At 35.1% G+C, this 21,298-nt stretch carries 13 protein-coding genes; all 13 read left to right on the top strand.

Annotated features, from left to right (window positions below; all coding sequences use genetic code 11):
- Window positions 1-101 precede the first annotated feature (101 nt).
- The 13 genes from RMR19_RS09595 to RMR19_RS09535 all read left to right on the top strand — a co-directional run bounded on the left by RMR19_RS09595 (window position 102) and on the right by RMR19_RS09535 (window position 21,228).
- On the top strand, window positions 102-1,553 hold the full coding sequence (locus RMR19_RS09595; RefSeq protein WP_310603274.1) for a phospholipase D family protein: 1,452 nt from the start codon (window positions 102-104) through the stop codon (window positions 1,551-1,553).
- A 540-nt stretch (window positions 1,554-2,093) separates the two neighbouring features.
- The gene (locus RMR19_RS09590; RefSeq protein ID WP_310603273.1) at window positions 2,094-9,260 is read left to right on the top strand and encodes a CehA/McbA family metallohydrolase; all 7,167 of its coding nucleotides are present in this window, start codon (window positions 2,094-2,096) and stop codon (window positions 9,258-9,260) included.
- A gap of 362 nt (window positions 9,261-9,622) precedes the next feature.
- Window positions 9,623-10,819 carry a YibE/F family protein gene (locus RMR19_RS09585; protein WP_310603272.1) on the top strand — a complete coding sequence of 399 codons (1,197 nt, stop codon included), beginning with the start codon at window positions 9,623-9,625 and terminating at the stop codon, window positions 10,817-10,819.
- A gap of 312 nt (window positions 10,820-11,131) precedes the next feature.
- Window positions 11,132-12,373: an AAA family ATPase gene (locus RMR19_RS09580; protein WP_310603271.1), complete on the top strand. Its 1,242-nt coding sequence runs from the start codon at window positions 11,132-11,134 to the stop codon at window positions 12,371-12,373.
- A complete protein-coding gene (locus RMR19_RS09575; protein WP_310603270.1) occupies window positions 12,366-13,082 on the top strand; it encodes an RloB family protein in 717 nt (238 codons plus the stop codon). The genes RMR19_RS09580 and RMR19_RS09575 overlap by 8 nt, the downstream gene beginning before the upstream one ends.
- Before the next feature lie 153 nt (window positions 13,083-13,235).
- Window positions 13,236-14,789 carry a cardiolipin synthase gene (cls, locus tag RMR19_RS09570; protein WP_310603269.1) on the top strand — a complete coding sequence of 518 codons (1,554 nt, stop codon included), beginning with the start codon at window positions 13,236-13,238 and terminating at the stop codon, window positions 14,787-14,789.
- Between the two features lie 267 nt (window positions 14,790-15,056).
- Window positions 15,057-16,037 (top strand): beta-ketoacyl-ACP synthase III, encoded by a 981-nt coding sequence (locus RMR19_RS09565; protein WP_310603268.1) that lies wholly within the window; start codon window positions 15,057-15,059, stop codon window positions 16,035-16,037.
- 17 nt (window positions 16,038-16,054) lie between these two features.
- Window positions 16,055-16,285: an acyl carrier protein gene (gene acpP, locus RMR19_RS09560; RefSeq protein WP_310603267.1), complete on the top strand. Its 231-nt coding sequence runs from the start codon at window positions 16,055-16,057 to the stop codon at window positions 16,283-16,285.
- A 163-nt stretch (window positions 16,286-16,448) separates the two neighbouring features.
- Complete coding sequence (gene fabD, locus RMR19_RS09555; protein WP_310603266.1) at window positions 16,449-17,384, top strand: ACP S-malonyltransferase; 936 nt, start codon at window positions 16,449-16,451, stop codon at window positions 17,382-17,384.
- Window positions 17,378-18,118: a 3-oxoacyl-[acyl-carrier-protein] reductase gene (gene fabG, locus RMR19_RS09550; protein WP_310603265.1), complete on the top strand. Its 741-nt coding sequence runs from the start codon at window positions 17,378-17,380 to the stop codon at window positions 18,116-18,118. The genes fabD and fabG overlap by 7 nt, the downstream gene beginning before the upstream one ends.
- A 189-nt stretch (window positions 18,119-18,307) precedes the next feature.
- Complete coding sequence (gene fabF, locus RMR19_RS09545) at window positions 18,308-19,546, top strand: beta-ketoacyl-ACP synthase II (RefSeq protein ID WP_310603264.1); 1,239 nt, start codon at window positions 18,308-18,310, stop codon at window positions 19,544-19,546.
- Window positions 19,547-20,189: 643 nt separating this feature from the next.
- On the top strand, window positions 20,190-20,615 hold the full coding sequence (gene fabZ, locus RMR19_RS09540) for a 3-hydroxyacyl-ACP dehydratase FabZ (protein ID WP_310603263.1): 426 nt from the start codon (window positions 20,190-20,192) through the stop codon (window positions 20,613-20,615).
- A gap of 148 nt (window positions 20,616-20,763) precedes the next feature.
- The gene (locus RMR19_RS09535) at window positions 20,764-21,228 is read left to right on the top strand and encodes a helix-turn-helix domain-containing protein (protein WP_310603262.1); all 465 of its coding nucleotides are present in this window, start codon (window positions 20,764-20,766) and stop codon (window positions 21,226-21,228) included.
- Window positions 21,229-21,298: the final 70 nt, after the last annotated feature.

Genomic DNA, 21,298 nt, shown 5'->3' with positions numbered 1-21,298 from the left:
CGAAAAAACAGTAACTAGGACAATTTTGTCCTAGTTATTTTCGTAGTAAATGACTTATAAGTAATGATGTCGTCTAAAGTCAGTATAAAGGAAGTGTGAGATTGTTAGCTAGAAATAAAAAGAAAATAATAAAAACAGTTGTTATCGTACTACTACTTTTTCTTGTCTATGTAATATTAGGTGCTACTTTGCCGTTTATACATCAAAAGGAAGTAAGTGAAGCGACTAAGAAAAACCTAGATATAAATCGCTTCTATGGAAATGATATCTCCGTTGATCGGGCAGCAGTTGTTGAAGATAGTGACGAAGCTTTGGATATTCGCCTTCGAATGTTAAATGAAGCAAAAGAAAAGATTATTATGTCCTCATTTTCATTTAAGACAGATAGATGTTGCCAAGAGATATTTTCGGTTGTATTAGCGGCGGCGAATCGTGGAGTAAAGGTTGAAATTATTGCAGATGGATTATCGGCGGGAGTTGATATGAAGAGAGACCCGATGTATTATGTGTTAGCTGCGCATGAAAATATTACGATAAAGTATTACAATATGTTCAATCTCTTGAAGCCTTGGACATTTGATGGACGATTACATGATAAGTATGTGATAATCGATGATAGCATGTTAATACTTGGTGGACGAAATACATCGAATTATTTCCTAGGAACTTATAATACAGAGGTATTAAGTTATGACCGTGATATATTTGTATATAATACGGCAGCAGGAACAGAGCAATCGAAAGAAAGTGTGATTCATGAGGTTGAAGAGTATTTTTACACGTTGTGGAATTGCAAAGATAGTGGAATTGTATTTGACAAAGTTCCTTTTTCTCGTAAGAAAAAAATTGTATCTGCAAAGCAGATGCTAGAAGAGACGTATCAGAAACTATTATCAGAACGCTCAAATCTTATGACAGGCGATTTTGATTATGCAGCATACACTGTTCCAACGAACAAGATTACATTAATTACGAATCCAATTAACATAATGTCAAAAGAGCCGTATATCTGGTATCAAATAAATGAATTGATGCAAAATGCAAAAGAGCGTGTAATTATTCAAACACCTTATGTGGTAATGAATAAGGCAATGAAGGCAGATCTTGAAAAGCTGCAAGGGAAATTAAAGCAGTATGATATGCTAATTAACTCTGTTGAAGTAGGAGATAACTATATGGCATCATCAGATTATCTTTTTAACAAGCAAGATGTGTTAGATACAGGTGTTACTGTATATGAATTCGCTGGGGCACATTCCATGCATGATAAATCGGTGTTGATTGATGATGATATCTCCATTATCGGTTCTTACAATTTTGATATGCGAAGCGTATATCTTGATACGGAGACAATGCTAGTCGTTCATGGTGAGGAATTCAATCAAGAACTAGAAACAGTAATGAATGCAATGAAAGAGCAATCTTATGAAGTTAGCGGTGATGGAAAATATACAGCAGGAGACGATGTTGTACTTCCTAAGTTACCTTGGTGGAAGAAAACAGCATTTGGAGTGACGTCTGTAATATTCCAAATTATTCGCTACTTGCTATAAGTGAAAAATTAAGTGTAAGAATAATTGAGAGACAACTTGTATTTCTAAGTTAGTATGCTAACAGGAATACAAGTTGTTTTTTTTGCGTACAAGTTAAAGGTGTAGTTGTGGGAAAAAAATAGCTTTGAAAAGAAAAAAAGCGACAAGAAGATGAAAAAAAAGAATTTGACGAAAAATATCTGAATTTATCGATGAATTAGTAAAACAATGAGTTGGTATAATTAGGAATTATATAGAGTATTAGGATATCTTATATTGCATTATTAAAAACCTTATGATACAATCATAATCTCTAAGATAGTAGACAATGGGGAAAGTCTACTGTTTAGTAGGTTTTGGGCTAAAATAATCTGTCTATATTTCTATTATTGTAAAACAAAAACGGGGTTAATGGAAAATGTCTTAACATTAAATTAACAATATGTTTACGCAAGGGAAATAAGGGGCAGTTATTATATATAAACGTGGGCTTGGAAATCATATTTGAGCCAAAAGAGAGTTTAACAAGGTGTATTTCGAATTGTAAGAGGAGGACAAGAGATGTCAAAACGTGCAGTAAAGAAACCAATGGCGATGTTATTAGCATTGGTTATGGTTATATCTACAGTATTGTCTGTAGTGCCAGCCAAAATGAGTTATGCAGAAGATGTAGCGAAAACAAAGATTGCTTCTTTGAGTTTCATAACACCAACTGATGGTGAAGAGATAATTACATATCCATCTAAATTGCCATGTGTGGACGAAAAAAGTGGTACGACTATTGATGCCTATGCTAAAGCTGGAAAGGTGGCAAATGCTACATCCAAACCTGTATTAGGTATGTCGGGTTGGACGATGGGGGATTATTGGCTTCTTCAATTTCCAGCAGGTGGATATGAGAACTATACAATTTCATTTAAACCAAGGTCATCAGGTACGGGACTGAGAGACTTTGAAGTACATTACAGTCTTGATGGAGAGACATGGACTAAAATTGAAGGTTCTGAATATAAAGCGACAGACAATTATAGTCTTGTAGTAACATGTGATTTGCCTACAGATGTTACAGATGCAGAAAATTTATATATAAGAATGATTTCTACAAGTGATATTTCAGCTCGTGCAGGAACAAGTGAGAAGTATGCAGAAAATGAAAAAGCAGTAGCGAGTGGTGTTACAAACATCGGTTCCGTTGTTCTTTCAGGTACAACGATTGCAGGCTATAATCCAGTTACAGTAAACCCAGTAACAGCTACCTATACAACAGGAACAGTAGTAAACCCTACAGATGAAATCACACTATACTCAGATTCTGACGAGGGTGCTGTAATTATGATGAAAGTTAATGATGGAGAATATACAGAGTATACAACTCCATTTACATTAGCAGATTTGGGTGCGAATGATGACAATACAGATTTTACAATTACAACATATGCAGAGTTAAATGGTAAGAAAAGTGCATATTCTGTGTATCGATATTATACAACAGAAGCAGTTACAGTAACAATTGCAGATGCACGTAGTAAAGCAGATGGTACAGAACGAGTTCAAGTGGAAGGTATCGTTAACTTTACGGATACACAAAACGTTTATATTGAGGATAACACAGCAGGTATTAATTTATCATTTGCGACAGCTCCAAGCGATATAGCTGTTGGAGATAAGGTATTAGCCACAGGTAAAAAAGGGACATATAATGGATTAGAGCAATTAACAGAAGTTACTTATACCAAAGTATCAAGTGATAATACATTATATTCTACGAATGCAACAATTGCTGAATTACTAGCAAACCCTAATGATTATGAATGTCGTCGTGTACATATTGAAAATGCTGTTATTGGAGCGATTAATATAGCAGGAAACACATCATTAAAGCAAGACACGAATACAACGAATATATATAAGATTCCTGCTATTACAGGAATTGAGGAAAATGCAACCGTTAAATTAGATGCAGTAGTAGGATACTATAATGCATTACAACTTCGTGTAGTACAAGCAAGCGATGTTGTTAAGACAGCAGATGCTCCAGATAATGGAGATGATGGTAACGATGATTTAACAGGTGTTACAGACCCAGTTACAGCAGAGATGGTTAGCCAATACAGTGCAAAAACAATTGCAGACATCTATGCAGCAACAAGTAATGATACCGTTACTGTAATTGGTCAAGTAGCTTACCAATTTGGTAATGTATATAACAATGCCAATAGTATTAATAGTATTATTATACAAGATGTTATCGATGAGCAGATTATGGGTCTTCAAATCTATGACTACTCAAATACATACACAACAGGTGATATTGTATTAATTACGGGCAAGATTGATACAATTAATGGTGTTCGCCAAATCTCCAGTGTAACAAAAGTAGAGAAAGTAGGAACAGCAACATTATTCAAGCCACAAGTACTTACAATTGCACAATTATTAAGTGGTGGAGATCGCTACTTATCCGAATATGTATTGATTAAGAATGCTACATTAGGAAACTATAGTTCGACTGGTTCTACAACAATTACAGATGCAACAGGAACAACAGCATTATATAAGGGTGCTTTACTTCCAGATGGAGTTGCAGCAGGTAGTGTAGTGAACCTTTATGGTGCATGGTCTAAGTATAATACGTCATATCAACTAAGAAACGGTGCATCAACAGATTATGTAGCAATGAGTGCTGATGGTTCAACAGTAGATACATCAATTACATTGCCAATTGCTAATTGGACAGGTAGTGGTGAGATTACAACACCAACTGTTTATGCAGACAAATATACAGCAAACGATTTCTTGGATACATCAGCGTCCATTACACATTCATCAGGAAGTATTCCATTGCTTTCATCAACAAGTACTTCAACAGGAAGCACAAGTTATTCACTTGGATCAAAGGGAAGTTTGGCAGGGGACTACTACGAAATTAAATTAAGTACGGAACTACTTGGGAATATCAAGCTTAATTATTCAATGAAAGGTTCTAAGACTGGACCAAAGAATTTCGAAATTCTATATAGTACAGATGGAATTATTTTTAATAGTGTAGGAACAAAGTCAATTACTACAGACAGTACATATGAAAAATTTAACGTAACATTACCAAATGGCGCAAATAATGTAGAGACATTATATATTAGACTTAAAGTAGCAAATTCAATATCTATTAGTAATGCAACAATTGGAAGCACTGGAACAAACTATTTCAACGAAGTTTCTGTTACGGGAAGTCCAATCGTTGCAGACAATATTACTGGCTATCCAGATATTACACCAGATGCAGGAACTGCACGTTTAGGTCAAGAGATTACAATTACAACAAAGACAGAAGATGCAGTAATCTATTATTCGTTTGATGGTGTATCATATTTAGTATATGATAAGAATAACAAACCAACATTTACAGAATTACCAGCAACAGTAACTGCTTATGCGAAGAAAGATGGATTATTTGATAGTGTATTTATCACTTATGGATACACACAAGAACAAGTAGCACCAGTGAAAGCAAGTCCAAACGGTGGAGCAAGAACGCTTGGAACAAAAGTACAGTTATCATGTGCAACAGAAGGTGCAACAATTCAGTATTCTATGGACAATGGAACAACGTGGTTGAACTACAATTCAGATGTGAAGATTTCACTTGATGTGTTACCAGCAACAATTATTACAAAAGCAGTAGTAAATGGTTGTAAGGATAGTGAAACAACAACTTGTAGTTATACATTACGCGAGAATGAAAACTATAATATATATTTTGGTCAAATCCATGCCCATACAGATTACTCAGATGGAGCAGGTACATGTGACCAAGCATTTGACTATGCAAAAAATACAGCAAAACAAATTGATTTCTTAGCAGTAACAGATCACTCTAACTCATTTGATAACGCAGATAAAGCGAATATCTTAGATGGTTCTATGAGTACAGAGTGGGTTGAAGGACATCAGTTAGCAGACAAATATACCGATTCCGATTTCGTTGGACTTTATGGCTATGAGATGACTTGGTCAAACGGACTTGGACATATGAATACATTTAACACAGCAGGATTCCAAAGCCGTACACAATCCAGCTATTCAACCTATTCAACAGCACTTAATAATTACTATACAACAATAAAGACAGATACAGGTTCGATTAACCAATTCAACCATCCAGGAACAACATTTGGTGATTTCAGTGACTTCGCACACTATGATGAAGATATTGACAGTTTAATCACATTAATCGAAGTTGGTAATGGCGAAGGTGCAATCGGAAGTGATGGTTACTTCCCATCTTATGAGTATTATACTCGTGCACTTGATAAAGGCTGGCATGTATCACCAACGAATAACCAAGATAACCATAAAGGGTATTGGGGAGATGCCAATACGGCAAGAACAGTAATATTAGCAGATAGTTTAACAAGAGATAATATCTACGATGCACTTAGAAACATGAGAACATATGCAACAGAAGATAACGACCTTGAGATTCAATACACATTGAATGGAGAAATCATGGGTACAATCCTTGATCAAACTCCAGATACAGCAGAGATTAAGGTTACATTAAATGACCCAACCGATGCAGCAATTGGTAAAGTAGAGGTAATCGTTAATGGTGGATTAAGTGTAGCAACGGAAAATGTAACAACAAGTTCTGCCGAAGTAAACTTTACATTACCAGCAGATTATTCTTACTACTATATCCGTGTAACACAACCAGATAAAGATACCGCAGTTACAGCGCCAGTTTGGGTTGGTAAAGTAGAAGCAGTTGGTATCTCAGGTGTTTCAACAACAGCAGCATTACCTGTTAAGGGAGAAGCATTAGATATTAATTTAGATTTATACAATAATGAAGCAACAGATTTAGAAGTAAATGCAATTGATTTCTCGATTGATGACACTATTATTCATTCTGTTGATTTGAGTAAAGCAGATTTAACAAGTATTCCTTCTTATGCAACAAAATCGTATAGTTTTGATTATACACATGATGGAACAGGTGGCGTAAACATCAATGTTACAGTAAATGCGACACTTAATGGTGTAGATAAAGTGTATAAGGGAGTTTTAAAATTAACCTATGTTGCACCAAGTATGGTAACAAATGTAGTTATTGATGGTACACATGGTAATGATTATGTAACTGGCTACTATGGCGCAAACATGGGTAACTTTACAAAAATTGCAGCAGATGAGAATGTAAAGGTAACAATTGTTACAGACAAGATGACACAGGATATCTTAGATACATGTGATTTACTAATTATATCTGCACCTGCGAAAAAGGCAGGAACAGCAAATGCGGGTGCATATACAGTTAGTCATTTTGAAGATTCTTTCCTAGAGTTAGTAAAAGGATATACAGATCGTGGTGGAGAACTAATCATCTGTGGTATTGCCGATTATCAAGATACTTCGGATTGCCAAACATCAACAGAGCAGAATAAATTACTATCATACATTGGTGCAACTACCCGTATGAATAGTGATGAAGCGATGGACGATGTTACGAATGGTGGTCAAGCATATCGTATCTATCCAACGGACTACAATAAAGATTCTGCGTATACAACAGGTGTTGTAGATGGACAAAAATATAGTGCATACAGTGGTTGTACGGTATTATTAGATGCGGATGCCGTTGCAAGTGGTAAAGCAGAGTATATCGTGAAAGGTCATAGTACAACATATTCATTTGACAGTAAGTCTTTAGATAGCTACTATGTAGAAATTGAAAAAGGAAATGCCATTCTATTAGCAAGAGAAACTCTAACAGGCGGCGGTAATGTATTCGTATCAAGTACTGTTTTCATGTCAGATTTTGAAGTAAAAGCGGAGCAAGATAACGTATGGGATTTACCATACATCAATAAGAATGTAATTGTTAATATCATGAATTCGATTAAGAAGCAAATGGCTGTTACAAATATTGCTGATGTAAGAAGCGGTGATATGGGTGAAATCTATTGTGTAGAAGGTATTGTTACAGCAGGTACCGTATCAGGAAATGCATTCTTCGATACCATTTATATTCAAGATGCAACAGGTGGTATTAACATCTTCCCAATTAATGAAGGAATCATTGAAGTAGGGCAAAAAGTACGTGTAGTTGGTTCATTAGATCAATACTTAGGTGATAAAGAGTTAAGAGTTATTACAGCAAAAGTAATTGACGAAACAAAGAATGTAGTTGCACCTACTAAGATGACAACGAAAGAATCTATGAACTACGAAACAAATGGTGGTAAACTTGTTAAAGTAGAAGGTGTTATTACAGACGTAGTTATTAAAAATGATATTGTAGAAACAATTATGGTTAAAGATAGTTCTGGTGTTAACGCAAGAGTATTTATCGATGGTTACATATTGCATTCTGATAGTTCAAGTAAGACATTAGAAAGCTTTGTTAAGGTAGGAAATACAATTTCAGCAGTTGGTTTAGTTTCTTATGATCCAGATGGAGAAAGATTACGTGTACGTGACCGTTCTGAAATTGTTCTTGTGAAAGAAAAGTCAAGCACAGGAAGTACTGCAGATGCAAGTGGTACTAGTACGAATAACGATTCTATAACAACGGTTACTGATGCTGAAGAAAATACAAAGACAATAACAAAAGTAATAAAAGATGTAGATTCTAATAATAATGCGGTTGTTACTAAGATAACAATTGTTATGGATGCGACAACTGGAGAAACAAAGGAAGTTAAAGCAGAAGTTATCCTAGATAGCGTATTAGTTACAAAAGAAGATGGAACAAGTACAATTTCAGCAGAAGTAATGGAACGTGCATTGCAAGAAGCTGCGAAATATGCATCAGCAAATGTTCCAGTAGAAGTAACAATTAATGTATCAACAACAAGCATGGTTACACAATTAAATGGTAAAGATGTAAGCAAATTAGCAGTAGTTGTTACGATTCCAACAAGTATATTGAATAATGATATGATTGTAATCAGTAATATGAATATTGCTAAATCAGTAATTAGCAATGCAAAATCAACGAAAAAAGACATCGTTGTTACTGTTAAGAGTGGAACTGGTAAAGTAGTATATTCATGGAGCTTTAACGGAAAAGAGCTTAAGAGTTCTAAGAACGAAGTAACGGATGTAAATATTGCAATTGCACTTAATCCTGTAACAAAGAATGCGCAGTTGAATAAATTACTTGAGTCGTTATCATCAACAGCGAAAAAACAAGGTATTACACTTGATTTTGGACAAAGTGGAATCTTACCAAGCGCAGCAACAGTACGTATCTATGTAGGTAATAACACAGGTATGGAAGCAGGTAAGAAGGTTTATCTATATCGTTATAACGAGAAAGCAACAACTGGTTCTAAATTAAAGAACGAAGCAAGATTAGAAGAAGGCAGTAAAGTTGCTTATACCGTAGATAAAGACGGTTATATAACAATAGACATAAAACAATGTTCAACTTATGTAGTACTTACATCAAAAGCAAGTAAAGAAATCGTTGCTACATTATTTGAACAAGTACAATCTGTTTCTAAGAAAACAATTTCAGCAAAGAAAACAGCAAGTATTGCGATTGTATTACCGCTTGAAGCAGAAGGTGCAAAAGTTGTTTACAGCACTTCTGATAAGAAAGTTGCAACCGTATCAAGTAAAGGTAAAGTAACTGCAAAGAAAGCAGGAAAAGCAACAATTACAGCGAAAGTAACAATTAACGGAGTTACAAAGAGCTATAAAACAACAATTACTGTTAAGTAATAAAGGGTATTGTATGGAAGCGTATAGAAGAAGGCAATGAATTTTCAGACATGCGTTTAATGCAGTAGTAAGCTTAGGATAAGCATTTTTAGACATGCCATAGAACCGCCAGCGACACGACATTCTTGTCGGGTTGTTGGCGGTTTTGGCATTCGTGGCTTGACTTTGGAGTGGCTCTGAATCATACTGAAAATATGACTTTTGTGGGATCGCTATATAGGAATAGGTCTATTTAAGTAGACAGGTATTGAAAGATACAATTCTTCGAGATTACGCGTATTTAAAACTATAGTTACCTAAAATTATGGGGTTTGCATATAGATAGAGAATTTAAACCGTTGGGAAGGAGTACTCAAAAAAGAATGAAGAAACAAAAACAGAATGAGAGTAATAAATCAAGAACAAATAACAATAATAAATTACAGTTTTCAAAAACAACTTGGATTAAGATTATAACATTTTTAATATCAGTATTATGTATCTGGGCAGTAACATTATGTATAGACAATAGCGATATTCAAGCAGAGGAAAAGAGCATTTGTTACGATAAAGGTGTTGTTGAGGAGGTATTATCTGATAACACACAGGTAGATGAGGCAACAGAAGGCGTTCGTAGAGGTTCGCAAGTATTACAAGTTAGGATTACAAGTGGCACTTACAAAGGACAAGTCGTTACAATGGATAATTACCTAAGTGCACAATTTAATGTGTATGCAAAAGAAGGAACACGAATTATGGTTCGTGTAACGGGATATGAAGATGGAGCGAATTTTTCTGTATACAATTATGACCGTTCCTTGCTTTTGTATGCATTAATAGGATTGTTCATGGTGTTACTATGTGTAATCGGTGGAAAGAAAGGTGCGTTTGCATTAATAAGTTTAATTCTAACATTGCTTGCAGTCGTGAAGATTTTGCTACCATTATTATTAATGGGATTTCCAACATTACCAACAACAATCGGAATCATTGCATTTACTACAATTTTAAGTTTTATCTTAATTGATGGAATTAATGTTAAGACAACTTCGGCAATTATTGGTACAATAACAGGTGTTATGCTGGCTGGTTTGCTGACGCATCTAGTAAGTGTATTTGGACATATTGGTGGTTTCCAAATGGAAGAGGCAGAGGCGTTGTATCTGATTGCAGGTAATGGCGGTGGTATTAAGATTACGAATTTACTAACGGCGGGAATATTAATTGCATCACTTGGAGCGGTAATGGATGTAGCGATGAGTATTGCATCTTCTATTCATGAGTTACATGAAGTAAACGCTGCACTTACAACAAAGCAGTTATTCACTTCTGGTATGAACATTGGTAAAGATGCAATGGGAACGATGGCAAATACGTTGATTCTCGCATTTACAGGCTCGTCTCTTAACTTGCTGCTTATGATATATTCTTACGGAATTCCATATGCACAATTATTGAATACGGATAGTATTGCAATTGAGATTATACGAGGGATTGCAGGAAGTATAGGCATTGTCTTAACGGTGCCAGTGGTAGCCGTTATTAGTGCTAATGTAGAGAAGTATAAGAGAAAAAAATAGACAGAGAAATGCACGTATGTGATTTGTAATTTGAAAAACATGTATGTGCATTTTTATTTATGATAAAAATCAGATTTAAAAGTGTGGAATTAGATAGCGGGATTTATGTTTGCGAAAGGGGGATTTTAGTATAAGCAGTGTTTATTGCGTATACGTTTAAAATTTCACTTTATGGTTAATATGCGCTTATTAAATTTTGAAATTAAAAATTTTGAAAATTTCAAATTAAAATATGAGGTAAAATCTCATATTTTGTTTACAAACTCAAAAAAAGAGGTATAATTATGATATAGAAACGGAGGCGATGATACTATGTTAAGTCAGTTTACAGTAAGAAATTACAAAAGTATTAGAGATGAAATAACTTTAGATTTGCAGGCTGCAGCAATTTCGGAGCATGAAGATAAAATAATAAAAATACTTGATGAGAAAAGCAGAGATATAGCAGAGACATTCCTACCTGTATCTGTTATATATGGGCCAAATGGTGGCGGAAAATCTAATGTTTTAGAAGCAATTCATACATTAGAAGCAAAAGTGCTTCGACCAGTTTGTGCAACTTGCGATAATAAAGAATGCGGATATAAAGCTAAAAAGATTCCTGTAAAGCCGTTTTTATTTTCTGAAAAAACAAAAGGAGAGCCTACAGAGTTTGAAATCTTTTTTCAAACAAAACTAGCAGAATATAGATATGTTTTATATGTGAAAGAAGATGTCGTAGTATATGAAAGTCTTGACAGAATAAAATTAGATACAGGAAGGCGCTCTGGATTATTTGAGCGAGAGGGGAGTGATATTTCACTTAAAGGTATTTTTTCAAGATTTAAGATAAGTGATGATATCTCTGAAAATTTACCATTTATATCATACTTGGGTATTACTTATAAGAAAAACGAAGTGGTTTCGGACGTATTCTCATGGTTTGAGTATGGGATAGATTTTTTGAATTACGGTAATCCGTTACAAGAAATGAGAACTGCAATTGCAAAATCAGATGATTTGAAAGAACTAATTCTAAAGATGATAAAGGAAATGAATCTTGATATAGATGATTTCAGGGTTGAAGAGAAGGAAGATGACCTTAGAATATATATGAAACATAGTATTGATGGATATGTTGCAGAGCTTTCGTTAGATGAAGAGTCCAGTGGGACGCAGAAAATCTTTGGGTTGTTGCCTTTTATAGCAAAAAGCTTGGTGCTAGGAAGTACATTAGTGATTGATGAACTTGATGCAAAAATGCATCCCGTATTATTGAGATATATTATAGAACTATATACAAATCCAATATCAAATAAAAATGCAGCACAGTTGATATTTACATCACATGACCTTTCTACGATGAACAATGAAATTTTCCGAAGAGATGAAATATGGTTTGTAGCTAAGGGGAATCAACAGAATTCAAAATTGTATTCATTAGTTGAATTCAAAAATGGAAAAGGGGAATCCGTTAGAAAGGATGCAAAGTTTGACAAGCAGTATCTTGAAGGTAAATACGGAGCTGATCCATATCTTAGAAAAATAATAGATTGGAGTGATGTGAATGCCTAAAAAATCCAAGGGAGGAGCAAGTTCAAACAAGTCTGATTGGAAGAAAAAACGTCGACAAGATTATTTGGAGAAGAAAGAATTTCAATACTATATATTTTGTGAAGGTGAACAAACAGAACCAAAGTATTTTGAGGGGTTTAAAAGATTAATTGAAGACAATCCAATCTATAAAGATATGGTTTTGATTGAAATTGAGCCATGTGCTGTTGAAACAAAACGTGTGATTGGCAAAGCTGAAGAGTACGTAAGAAAGAATAATCTCGAAAGAGGGCAAATATGGTGCGTATACGATAAAGACAGTTTTCCTAAAAGTGATTTTAATGGAGTAATAGAGATAGCTAATAGTTTGAATAAGCAAAATAAAGATATACAATATCATGCAGCATGGAGTAATGAATGCATTGAAATTTGGTTTATACTGCATTTTGTTAATTACGTTTCAAATAATCATAGAACGGAATATATAAAATTTTTGAATGAGAAGTTTAAAGAAATAGGAGTGGGCAAATATCAGAAGAACTTGCCTGATATATTTAACATTCTTTTGGAATATGGCAGAGCAAAGTTAGCAATTCGTTATGCGAAGAGAATTATTAAAGAAAATGAAAATAAATCAAGTGCAATGATTGCACCAGGGACGAAGGTATTTGAGTTAGTAGAGGAGTTGGCCAAATATTTGCCAGAAGAAGTGAAAAAAGAGTTTTTGTAGATGGTTTTGGATAGAAGAGAGTATTGATCAAACAAAAAGTTTGCAGCAACAAAGGGGTGTAGGGCAAGTCTTTCTTTGGCGTAACACTGGACAATTTCACGAATAAACGATAAAATATTAGCAAAAATAATATATTGCGAATAAGGTGTGAGTATGAAAAAGATAAAAGAAGTAGGCGTTAAATTATTAAAATTAATGTTCAGTAGACTTGTTATCGTTGGGATAATTCTAGCACTTCAAGTAGGGTGGTTTGTGCTATTTATTGTCAGGCTAGGAGAATATAGTACAATTATCTCGATACTGTTTAACCTGTTGAGTGTAGTGACGGTGCTATATATTATTAATAAGCAGGATAATCCCGCATATAAGCTTGCGTGGGTAGTGCCGATTTTAACATTTCCATTGCTAGGAGGGTTACTCTACGCATCTATGGGGAATAAGAAGCCATCAAGAAAGATGAGTGAGAAGTTAGATCAGCAGTATCAAGCAACAAACCAATATCTGGTACAAAATGATGAAATAATAGAGCAAATAAAAGGCATGGACAAGCAAGTAATGCTGCAATCGAACTACATTTACAAAGTGACGAACTTTCCGATTCATAAGAACACGGTTGCTGAGTATTATAAGTCGGGGGAAGATAATTTTCCTGTTATTCTTAAAGAGTTAAAGAAAGCAAAACATTATATCTTTCTTGAATATTTTATTATTGAAGAGGGAAAAATGTGGGATAGCATACTTGAGATTCTTGAACAGAAAGTAAAAGAGGGTCTTGATGTCCGTCTTATGTATGATGATTTTGGGTGTTTAACAACACTTCCGTATCCATATTTTCAGAAGATGCAGAAGATGGGAATCAAATGTTTCGCATTTAACCCATATATACCAATCTTTTCTGTTGCTATGAATCATCGTGATCATAGAAAGATTCTTGTAATTGATGGGCATACGGCATTTACTGGTGGTATTAATCTTGCAGATGAATATATTAATCATATTGAGCGATTTGGATACTGGAAAGATGCAGGACTAATGCTGAAAGGGGAAGCAGTTTGGAACTTTACGGTTATGTTCCTGCAGATGTGGAATGCGATGTGTCCAACAGATAAGGATATTGCTATATTCTATCCGCATATTCATTTTGAAGAGGAGTTTGAATCCGATGGTTATATTCAGCCTTATGGAGATACACCACTGGATCAGGAAACCGTGGGAGAGAATGTCTATATCAATATGATTAACGCAGCAACAAACTATATCTATATGTATACGCCGTATCTGATTATTGATAATGAGATGATGACAGCGCTTTGTTTAGCAGCGAAGAAGGGTGTAGATGTAAGGATTGTAACACCAGGCATTCCGGATAAGAAATATGCTTTTTGGTTAACACAATCGTATTATGAACAATTAGTGAGCAATGGAGTGAAGATTTTTGAGTATACACCAGGATTTATTCATTCCAAATGTTTTGTTTGTGATGACAAGGTAGCCACAGTGGGAACAATCAATATGGATTATCGCAGTTTGTATCTACATTTTGAGTGTGGTGTGTTTTTATATGAATCAAAGGTAGTGCAACAAGTGAAGGAAGATGCTTTGGAAGTGTTTGAGGTTTGCAAGCAGATAACAATTGAAGATTGCCACAGAAGATTACCAATGAGACTGATTCGTGCAGTGCTTCGACTGTTTGCACCACTAATGTAGAAGGGAAAAATAGTTATAATTCAGCTCAGATGCCATGCCAGCTCGCGTAGCGAAATCGAGCTGCGGCTAAGCGCGTATGGATATGCAATAACATATTAAAACTTAGTGAAAATAAATCTTGACAAATAGCCATATAACAAATATACTTTGAATATCAAAGTAATTTGCAAAAAAAAGTTTTGACTTAATAGAAGGATACTGTATAATGAGTATGTATCGTATCATGGGATATCTATTAAGCGATGGCGGAAAGGCATGGTACATGGCATGGAAATGAGATTTGTCAGTACAGGAAGTTATCTTCCGGAACAAGTGGTAGATAATGAGTTCTTGTCTCAAATCGTTGATACAAGTGATGAGTGGATTAGTAGTCGAACTGGTATTAGACAACGTAGGGTTACTATTGGTGAAGGAACAGCATGTATGGCAGCAAAAGCAGCAGCAAAAGCGATTGCAAGAGCAGATATTGATCCAATGGATATTGATATCATAATAGTTGCAACTATGTCGCCAGATAATTGTTTACCGAATACTGCATGTGAAGTTCAAGCAGAAGTTGGTGCAATGAATGCAGTTTGTTTTGACCTAAGTGCCGCGTGTTCTGGGTTTGTATATGCACTTAACACAGCATATTCATTTATAAAAGCAGGAATCTATAAGACAGCACTTGTGATTGGATCAGAAGTGTTATCTAAGATGCTTGATTGGAATGACCGATCAACTTGTGTGCTTTTTGGAGATGGTGCTGGTGCGATGATAGTACAAGCTTCTGAAACAGGTATATTTGAATCTGTATTAGGTTCAGATGGTACTAGAAAAGATGCATTGACGTGTGCAAGTCGATACATACGTAATCCGCTAGTTTCAAAGGAAAATACGCCTTCAGGCGAAGACACACTTGACTATGTTAAAATGGAAGGGCAAGAAGTTTTTAAATTTGTTGTCAAAACAATTCCATTAACGATACAACAGGTTATAGAAAAGGCTGGATGTACACAAGAAGATATTAGATACTATGTATTACATCAAGCGAATCAACGAATACTGGAATCAGTAGCAAAAAAATTAAAAGAACCAATTGAGAAGTTCCCAATGAATCTTGACAAGTATGGTAATACATCCGCAGCGAGTATACCAATTTTACTTGATAAGATGAACAAGAAAAACATGCTAAATAGAGGAGATAAAATTATATTATCCGGATTTGGCGGTGGTCTTACTTGGGGGACCACATTAATTGAATGGTAATTTAGGAGGAATTTGAGATGGATTTAAACGAATTAAAGGAATTAGTAGCAGAACAATTAAACGTAAATGTTGACGAATTAAAAGATGAAACAAACTTCATTGAAGATTTAGGAGCAGATTCATTAGATTTATTTGAACTTGCAATGGCTATGGAAGAAAAATTTGATATTGAAATTCCAAGTGAAGATTTACCACAAATTAGAACAGTTGCGGAAGCAGCTAAATACATCGAAGCTAAATTAGCATAAGATTGTATTTCTATATATGATGAAATTGCCCTATAATCAACATAAATCTACGAAAGATATTCCAACTATGGAATGGAACATAGATTTATTTGATTAGCTAGGGCATTTTTATAAGCCAATTTGGGGCAATTTTTGAATAAACGAAAGGACTATAGGTGTTTGTATGTATAAGACAGCGTTTCTATTTCCAGGCCAAGGAGCACAATATGTGGGAATGGCAAAGGATTTCTATGAACAAGTTGAGGAGAGTAAGGAAGTTTTCGAGCGTGCTAACAAAGTATTAGATTTTGACGTGATTAAAATGTGTTTTGAAGAAAATGAGGAACTTAATCAAACTGAATATACGCAAGCAGCAATGGTTACAGCATGTGTAAGTATTTTGGAAGCTGTTAAGAAGAAAGGGATTAAAGCTGATATTACAGCTGGTTTATCTCTAGGAGAATATGCAGCATTAGTAGCAAATGATGTACTTTCTTTTGAAGATGCAGTTACATTAGTTCGTAAAAGAGGAATTTACATGTCAAATGAAGTTCCAAACGGCGAAGGTGGTATGGCAGCAATCTTAGGACTTGATGCAGATGTAATTGAACGTATCTGTAAAGAAGTAGAGACTGAAACAAACATGTGTGTACAACCTGCAAACTATAATTGTCCAGGACAAATTGTTATATCAGGAAAGAAGGAAGCGGTAGTAATCGCTTGTGATAAATTAAAAGAAGCTGGTGCAAAAAGAGCATTAGAACTTAAAGTAAGTGGCCCATTCCATTCTGCATTATTAGAAGGAGCAGGAGCAAAATTAGGTAACGAACTTCAAAATGTTACCGTAAATCCTATGTCGATTCCATATGTATGTAATGCAAAAGCAGAAATCGTTACAGATATTGCACAAACAAAAGAATTACTTGAGAAACAAGTATATTCACCAGTTCGTTGGCAACAAACAATGGAACTTATGATTGCGAATGGTGTAACAACATTTGTTGAGATTGGACCAGGCAAGACATTGAGTGGATTCTTAAAGAAGATTGATAAAGCCGTTACGGTTATTAATATAGAGAAGATAGAAGATTTAGAGAAGCTGGAGGGTATTGTATGCTAGAAGGTAAAGTTGCACTAGTAACTGGAGCAAGTCGTGGTATTGGCAAGGCAATAGCTGAAGAATTAGCAAGCCAAGGTGCTTATGTAGTTATTAACTACAGTGGTAATGAACAAGCAGCAAGTGAAGTACTTGATACAATTATTGATATGGGAAAAAGTGCTTCGTTATATAGATGTAATGTAGGAAATTATGAAGAAGTAAAGGAAATGATTGATACAATCGTAAAAGAACATAAAACAATTGATATTATTGTTAATAATGCAGGTATCACAAGAGATAACCTATTACTTAAAATGTCAGAACAAGAATTCGACGATGTTATCACAACGAACTTAAAGGGAGCATTCAACACAATTAAACATGCTTCTCGCTATATGTTAAAACAACGCAGTGGTAAAATTATTAATATCTCATCTGTTTCTGGTATCATGGGAAATGCAGGACAAACAAATTACAGTGCTGCAAAAGCAGGAATGATTGGTATGACGAAGTCTGTTGCAAAAGAACTTGCTTCAAGAAATATTAATGTGAATGCAGTTGCACCAGGATTTATCCAAACAGATATGACCGATGCACTTTCTGATGCAGTAAAAGAGAAAGTGGAAGAGACAATTCCATTAAAGAAGATGGGTCAGCCACAAGATATCGCAAAGATGGTATCGTTCTTAGCATCAAGTCAAGGTGATTATATAACAGGTCAAGTATTCCAAGTAGATGGTGGAATTGCAATGTAATTAATTAAATGATAGGTAATTATGAAATTTATGGATTACAGCTGAAATTGATAATTAGATAAAAGAAATGTAACTTGAAAGTCATAGTACAAAATTGCTACAAATAACAAAAAAGAAAGGATGTCACGCAGGCTTAGGTAGTTTCATAAGTGTGACCATATCGCTAGGCGGTATGAGTAGGTAGAGGCAATGAAAAAGAGAGTTGTTATTACAGGTATGGGTGCAGTTACTCCTATTGGTAATTCAGTAGAAGAGTTTTGGACAAATGTAAAAGCTGGTACAGTTGGTATTGATGAGATTACAAAATTCAGTACAGAGGATTATAAAGTAAAATTAGCTGCGGAGCTAAAGAACTTTGACCCAACTGCTTATATGGATCGTAAAGAAGCAAGAAGAATGGATCCATTCTGTCAATATGCTGTTGCAGCATCAGTAGAAGCAATGAAGGATTGCGGTCTTGAAGTAACAGAAGAGAATGCAGATCGTATTGGAGTTATTGTTAGTTCAGGAATTGGTGGTCTTGGAACAATTGAGGCAGAGAACAAGAAACTATTAGAAAAAGGACCAAACAGAGTTTCTCCACTTATGATTCCTATGGTAATCGGAAACATGGCAGCGGGTAATGTTGCAATTCGTTTCGGTTTAAAAGGTAAATGTACAAGTGTTGTAACAGCTTGTGCAACTGGAACACATTCAATCGGTGATGCTTTCCGTACAATTCAATATGGAGAAGCAGACGCTATGTTAGCTGGTGGTTGTGAAGCGTCTATTACACCACTTGGCTTAGCTGGATTTATGAATTTAACAGCGTTAAGTGAATCAACAGATAAGAACCGTGCTTCTATTCCATTTGATGGAGAAAGAAATGGTTTCGTAATGGGTGAAGGTGCTGGTGTTGTAATGTTAGAAGAATTAGAACATGCAAAAGCAAGAGGTGCTAAGATTTATGCAGAACTTGTAGGATACGGTTCATCTTGTGATGCATTCCATATCACTTCTCCAATGGAAGATGGTAGTGGTGCAGCCAAAGCAATGGTATCAGCTATCAAAGAAGCAGAAATCGAAAAAGAAGATGTAAATTATATCAATGCACATGGAACAAGTACTCCATACAACGATTTATTTGAAACAAGAGCAATTAAGTTAGCTTTTGGTGATCATGCAAGCAAGCTTGCGATTAACTCAACAAAATCAATGATTGGTCATTTACTTGGTGCTGCTGGTGGAGTAGAATTTATCGCTTGTGTAAAATCAATTGAAGATTCTTACGTACACGAAACAGTTGGATATAAAGTTGCAGATGCAGAATGCGACCTTGATTATGTTACTGGTAAAGGCAGAGACATGGAAGTTAATTATGCACTTTCTAATTCATTAGGATTTGGTGGTCATAACGCAAGTTTGTTGGTTAAGAAATACAGTGAATAGATAGCTTCAATGTGGTGATGCAAAACTTTGTAGGTTTGTAGAGCTTCTTCGCTACCATACTAGAACACGAAACACGCTGCACACCTTAGAACTTCTAAGTGTGTATGGGGAAAATTCGTTGAAAGGGTACGGAAACGCCCTCAATTCGGCATCCTGCCTCAGTTCGGGCTGGCTCGGCGTCCATGCCGAGCCTTCCTAGGGAGTTGAATACACACTAAGAAGTTCTACAGGTGTTTCGCTATCGTTTCTTAGTTCTAGTATGGCAGCGAAGAAGCAGGTCAAGGCTATGAAGTTTTGCAGATATACTTTATTGATGTACTAGTATTAATGTATAGGTATGATATACAAGTATGGGTAAAGTGATTAATAAATGTTATCTAGTATTTATTATCAAGGTTATTCTTAACCTTTTGATGCGTGAACCTAGATAGTGGGTAGTAAAAACTATAATATGAATATACTAGGACGATAAAGTCAATTTAATTTTAATTGACTTTATCGTCCTAGAGCGTGTTTTAAAATTCATTGTGTTTTTCTGTATTTACCCTTCTAGGGGGAGTACATAGACTTGCACAAGCAATTTTAAAACATGCTGTTAATATAAATCTATATTTTTATACAGAAAAAAGAGGAGGATTTCGAAATGACGTTAGGAATTAATGAAATTAAAAACATTATCCCGCATAGATTTCCAATGTTACTATTGGATCGTGTTGAAGATTTAAATCCAGGGGATACTGCAACAGCTTATAAAGCGGTGACATATAATGAGCCATTTTTCCAAGGACATTATCCAGAGAAACCTGTTATGCCAGGTGTTTTAATTGTAGAAGCACTTGCACAGACTGGATCAGTTGCAATTCTAAGTTGTGAAAAATATAAGGATAAGTTGATTTTCTTTGGGGGTATCTCAAAAGCAAGATTCCGTAAACAAGTAGAACCAGGTTGTATTCTTAAATTAATTACAAAGATAACTAAGATGAAAGGCCCTGTTGGCGTTGGAGAAGGAAAAGCTTATGTTGGGGATGACTTAGTTGCAGAAGGAGAATTAACTTTCTTCATTAAATAAGATGGACGGTAGGGTATTCACGAAAAGGTGAGTGCTCTATTTTTTTAATACAAAAAAACGTAATTCCACTCATATTCTCCTTATAAGAGGTGTGGTTTTGCAATCAAAAGCAGTAATCTTAATACAGAAAATATAGGGAGGGATTAAGATGAACCAAATAATGATTGGTAAATTTATTGCTATAAAGAGAAAAGAAAAAAATTTAACGCAGGAACAACTTGCCGAAAAACTTGGGGTATCAAACAAAACCATTTCAAAATGGGAGAATGGAAAATGTATGCCAGATTATAGTGTTGTCGAATCGCTATGCAAAGAATTAGAAATCACCATTGCGGAATTGATGGATGGTGAAGTGAAAGAAAACAATAGTATTCGTGTCTTTGATGAAGCGCAGATGATAGATATGTTGGAGCGAATACAAAACTTAGAACAACAAAAGCAATTGCTATTGGGAGTGACGCTTATTTTGCTAGGAATAGCTATGATGACGTTATCGCAACAATTTGGTGGAGCGGGTTTCCGTAGCTTTGTGTCTGGTTTACTGTTAGGATTGTCTTGTGGAGAGAGTATTATTGGAGTGTTTATTATAGGGCGAGCAATTAGTAAGAAATAAAAAAGAGAGTCGATACATAGAAACATCGAATCGGTAAGAGAATAGGCTTATACTTTTTGATGAAATGATG

It is taken from the genome of Anaerosporobacter sp., from assembly GCF_031551385.1.
Taxonomy (GTDB): Bacteria; Bacillota; Clostridia; order Lachnospirales; family Lachnospiraceae; genus Anaerosporobacter.
The sequence above is the reverse complement of the archived record's forward strand: the minus strand, read 5'-3'. Positions and strand labels throughout refer to the sequence as shown.

Excerpts from the sequence above, each read along its gene's own strand:
- RMR19_RS09590 (WP_310603273.1), top strand. The coding sequence starts at position 2,094 with ATGTCAAAACGTGCAGTAAAGAAACCAATGGCGATGTTATTAGCATTG.
- RMR19_RS09585 (WP_310603272.1), top strand. The coding sequence starts at position 9,623 with ATGAAGAAACAAAAACAGAATGAGAGTAATAAATCAAGAACAAATAAC.
- RMR19_RS09580 (WP_310603271.1), top strand. The coding sequence starts at position 11,132 with ATGTTAAGTCAGTTTACAGTAAGAAATTACAAAAGTATTAGAGATGAA.
- RMR19_RS09575 (WP_310603270.1), top strand. The coding sequence starts at position 12,366 with ATGCCTAAAAAATCCAAGGGAGGAGCAAGTTCAAACAAGTCTGATTGG.
- cls (WP_310603269.1), top strand. The coding sequence starts at position 13,236 with ATGAAAAAGATAAAAGAAGTAGGCGTTAAATTATTAAAATTAATGTTC.
- RMR19_RS09565 (WP_310603268.1), top strand. The coding sequence starts at position 15,057 with ATGGAAATGAGATTTGTCAGTACAGGAAGTTATCTTCCGGAACAAGTG.
- acpP (WP_310603267.1), top strand. The coding sequence starts at position 16,055 with ATGGATTTAAACGAATTAAAGGAATTAGTAGCAGAACAATTAAACGTA.
- fabD (WP_310603266.1), top strand. The coding sequence starts at position 16,449 with ATGTATAAGACAGCGTTTCTATTTCCAGGCCAAGGAGCACAATATGTG.
- fabG (WP_310603265.1), top strand. The coding sequence starts at position 17,378 with ATGCTAGAAGGTAAAGTTGCACTAGTAACTGGAGCAAGTCGTGGTATT.
- fabF (WP_310603264.1), top strand. The coding sequence starts at position 18,308 with ATGAAAAAGAGAGTTGTTATTACAGGTATGGGTGCAGTTACTCCTATT.
- fabZ (WP_310603263.1), top strand. The coding sequence starts at position 20,190 with ATGACGTTAGGAATTAATGAAATTAAAAACATTATCCCGCATAGATTT.
- RMR19_RS09535 (WP_310603262.1), top strand. The coding sequence starts at position 20,764 with ATGAACCAAATAATGATTGGTAAATTTATTGCTATAAAGAGAAAAGAA.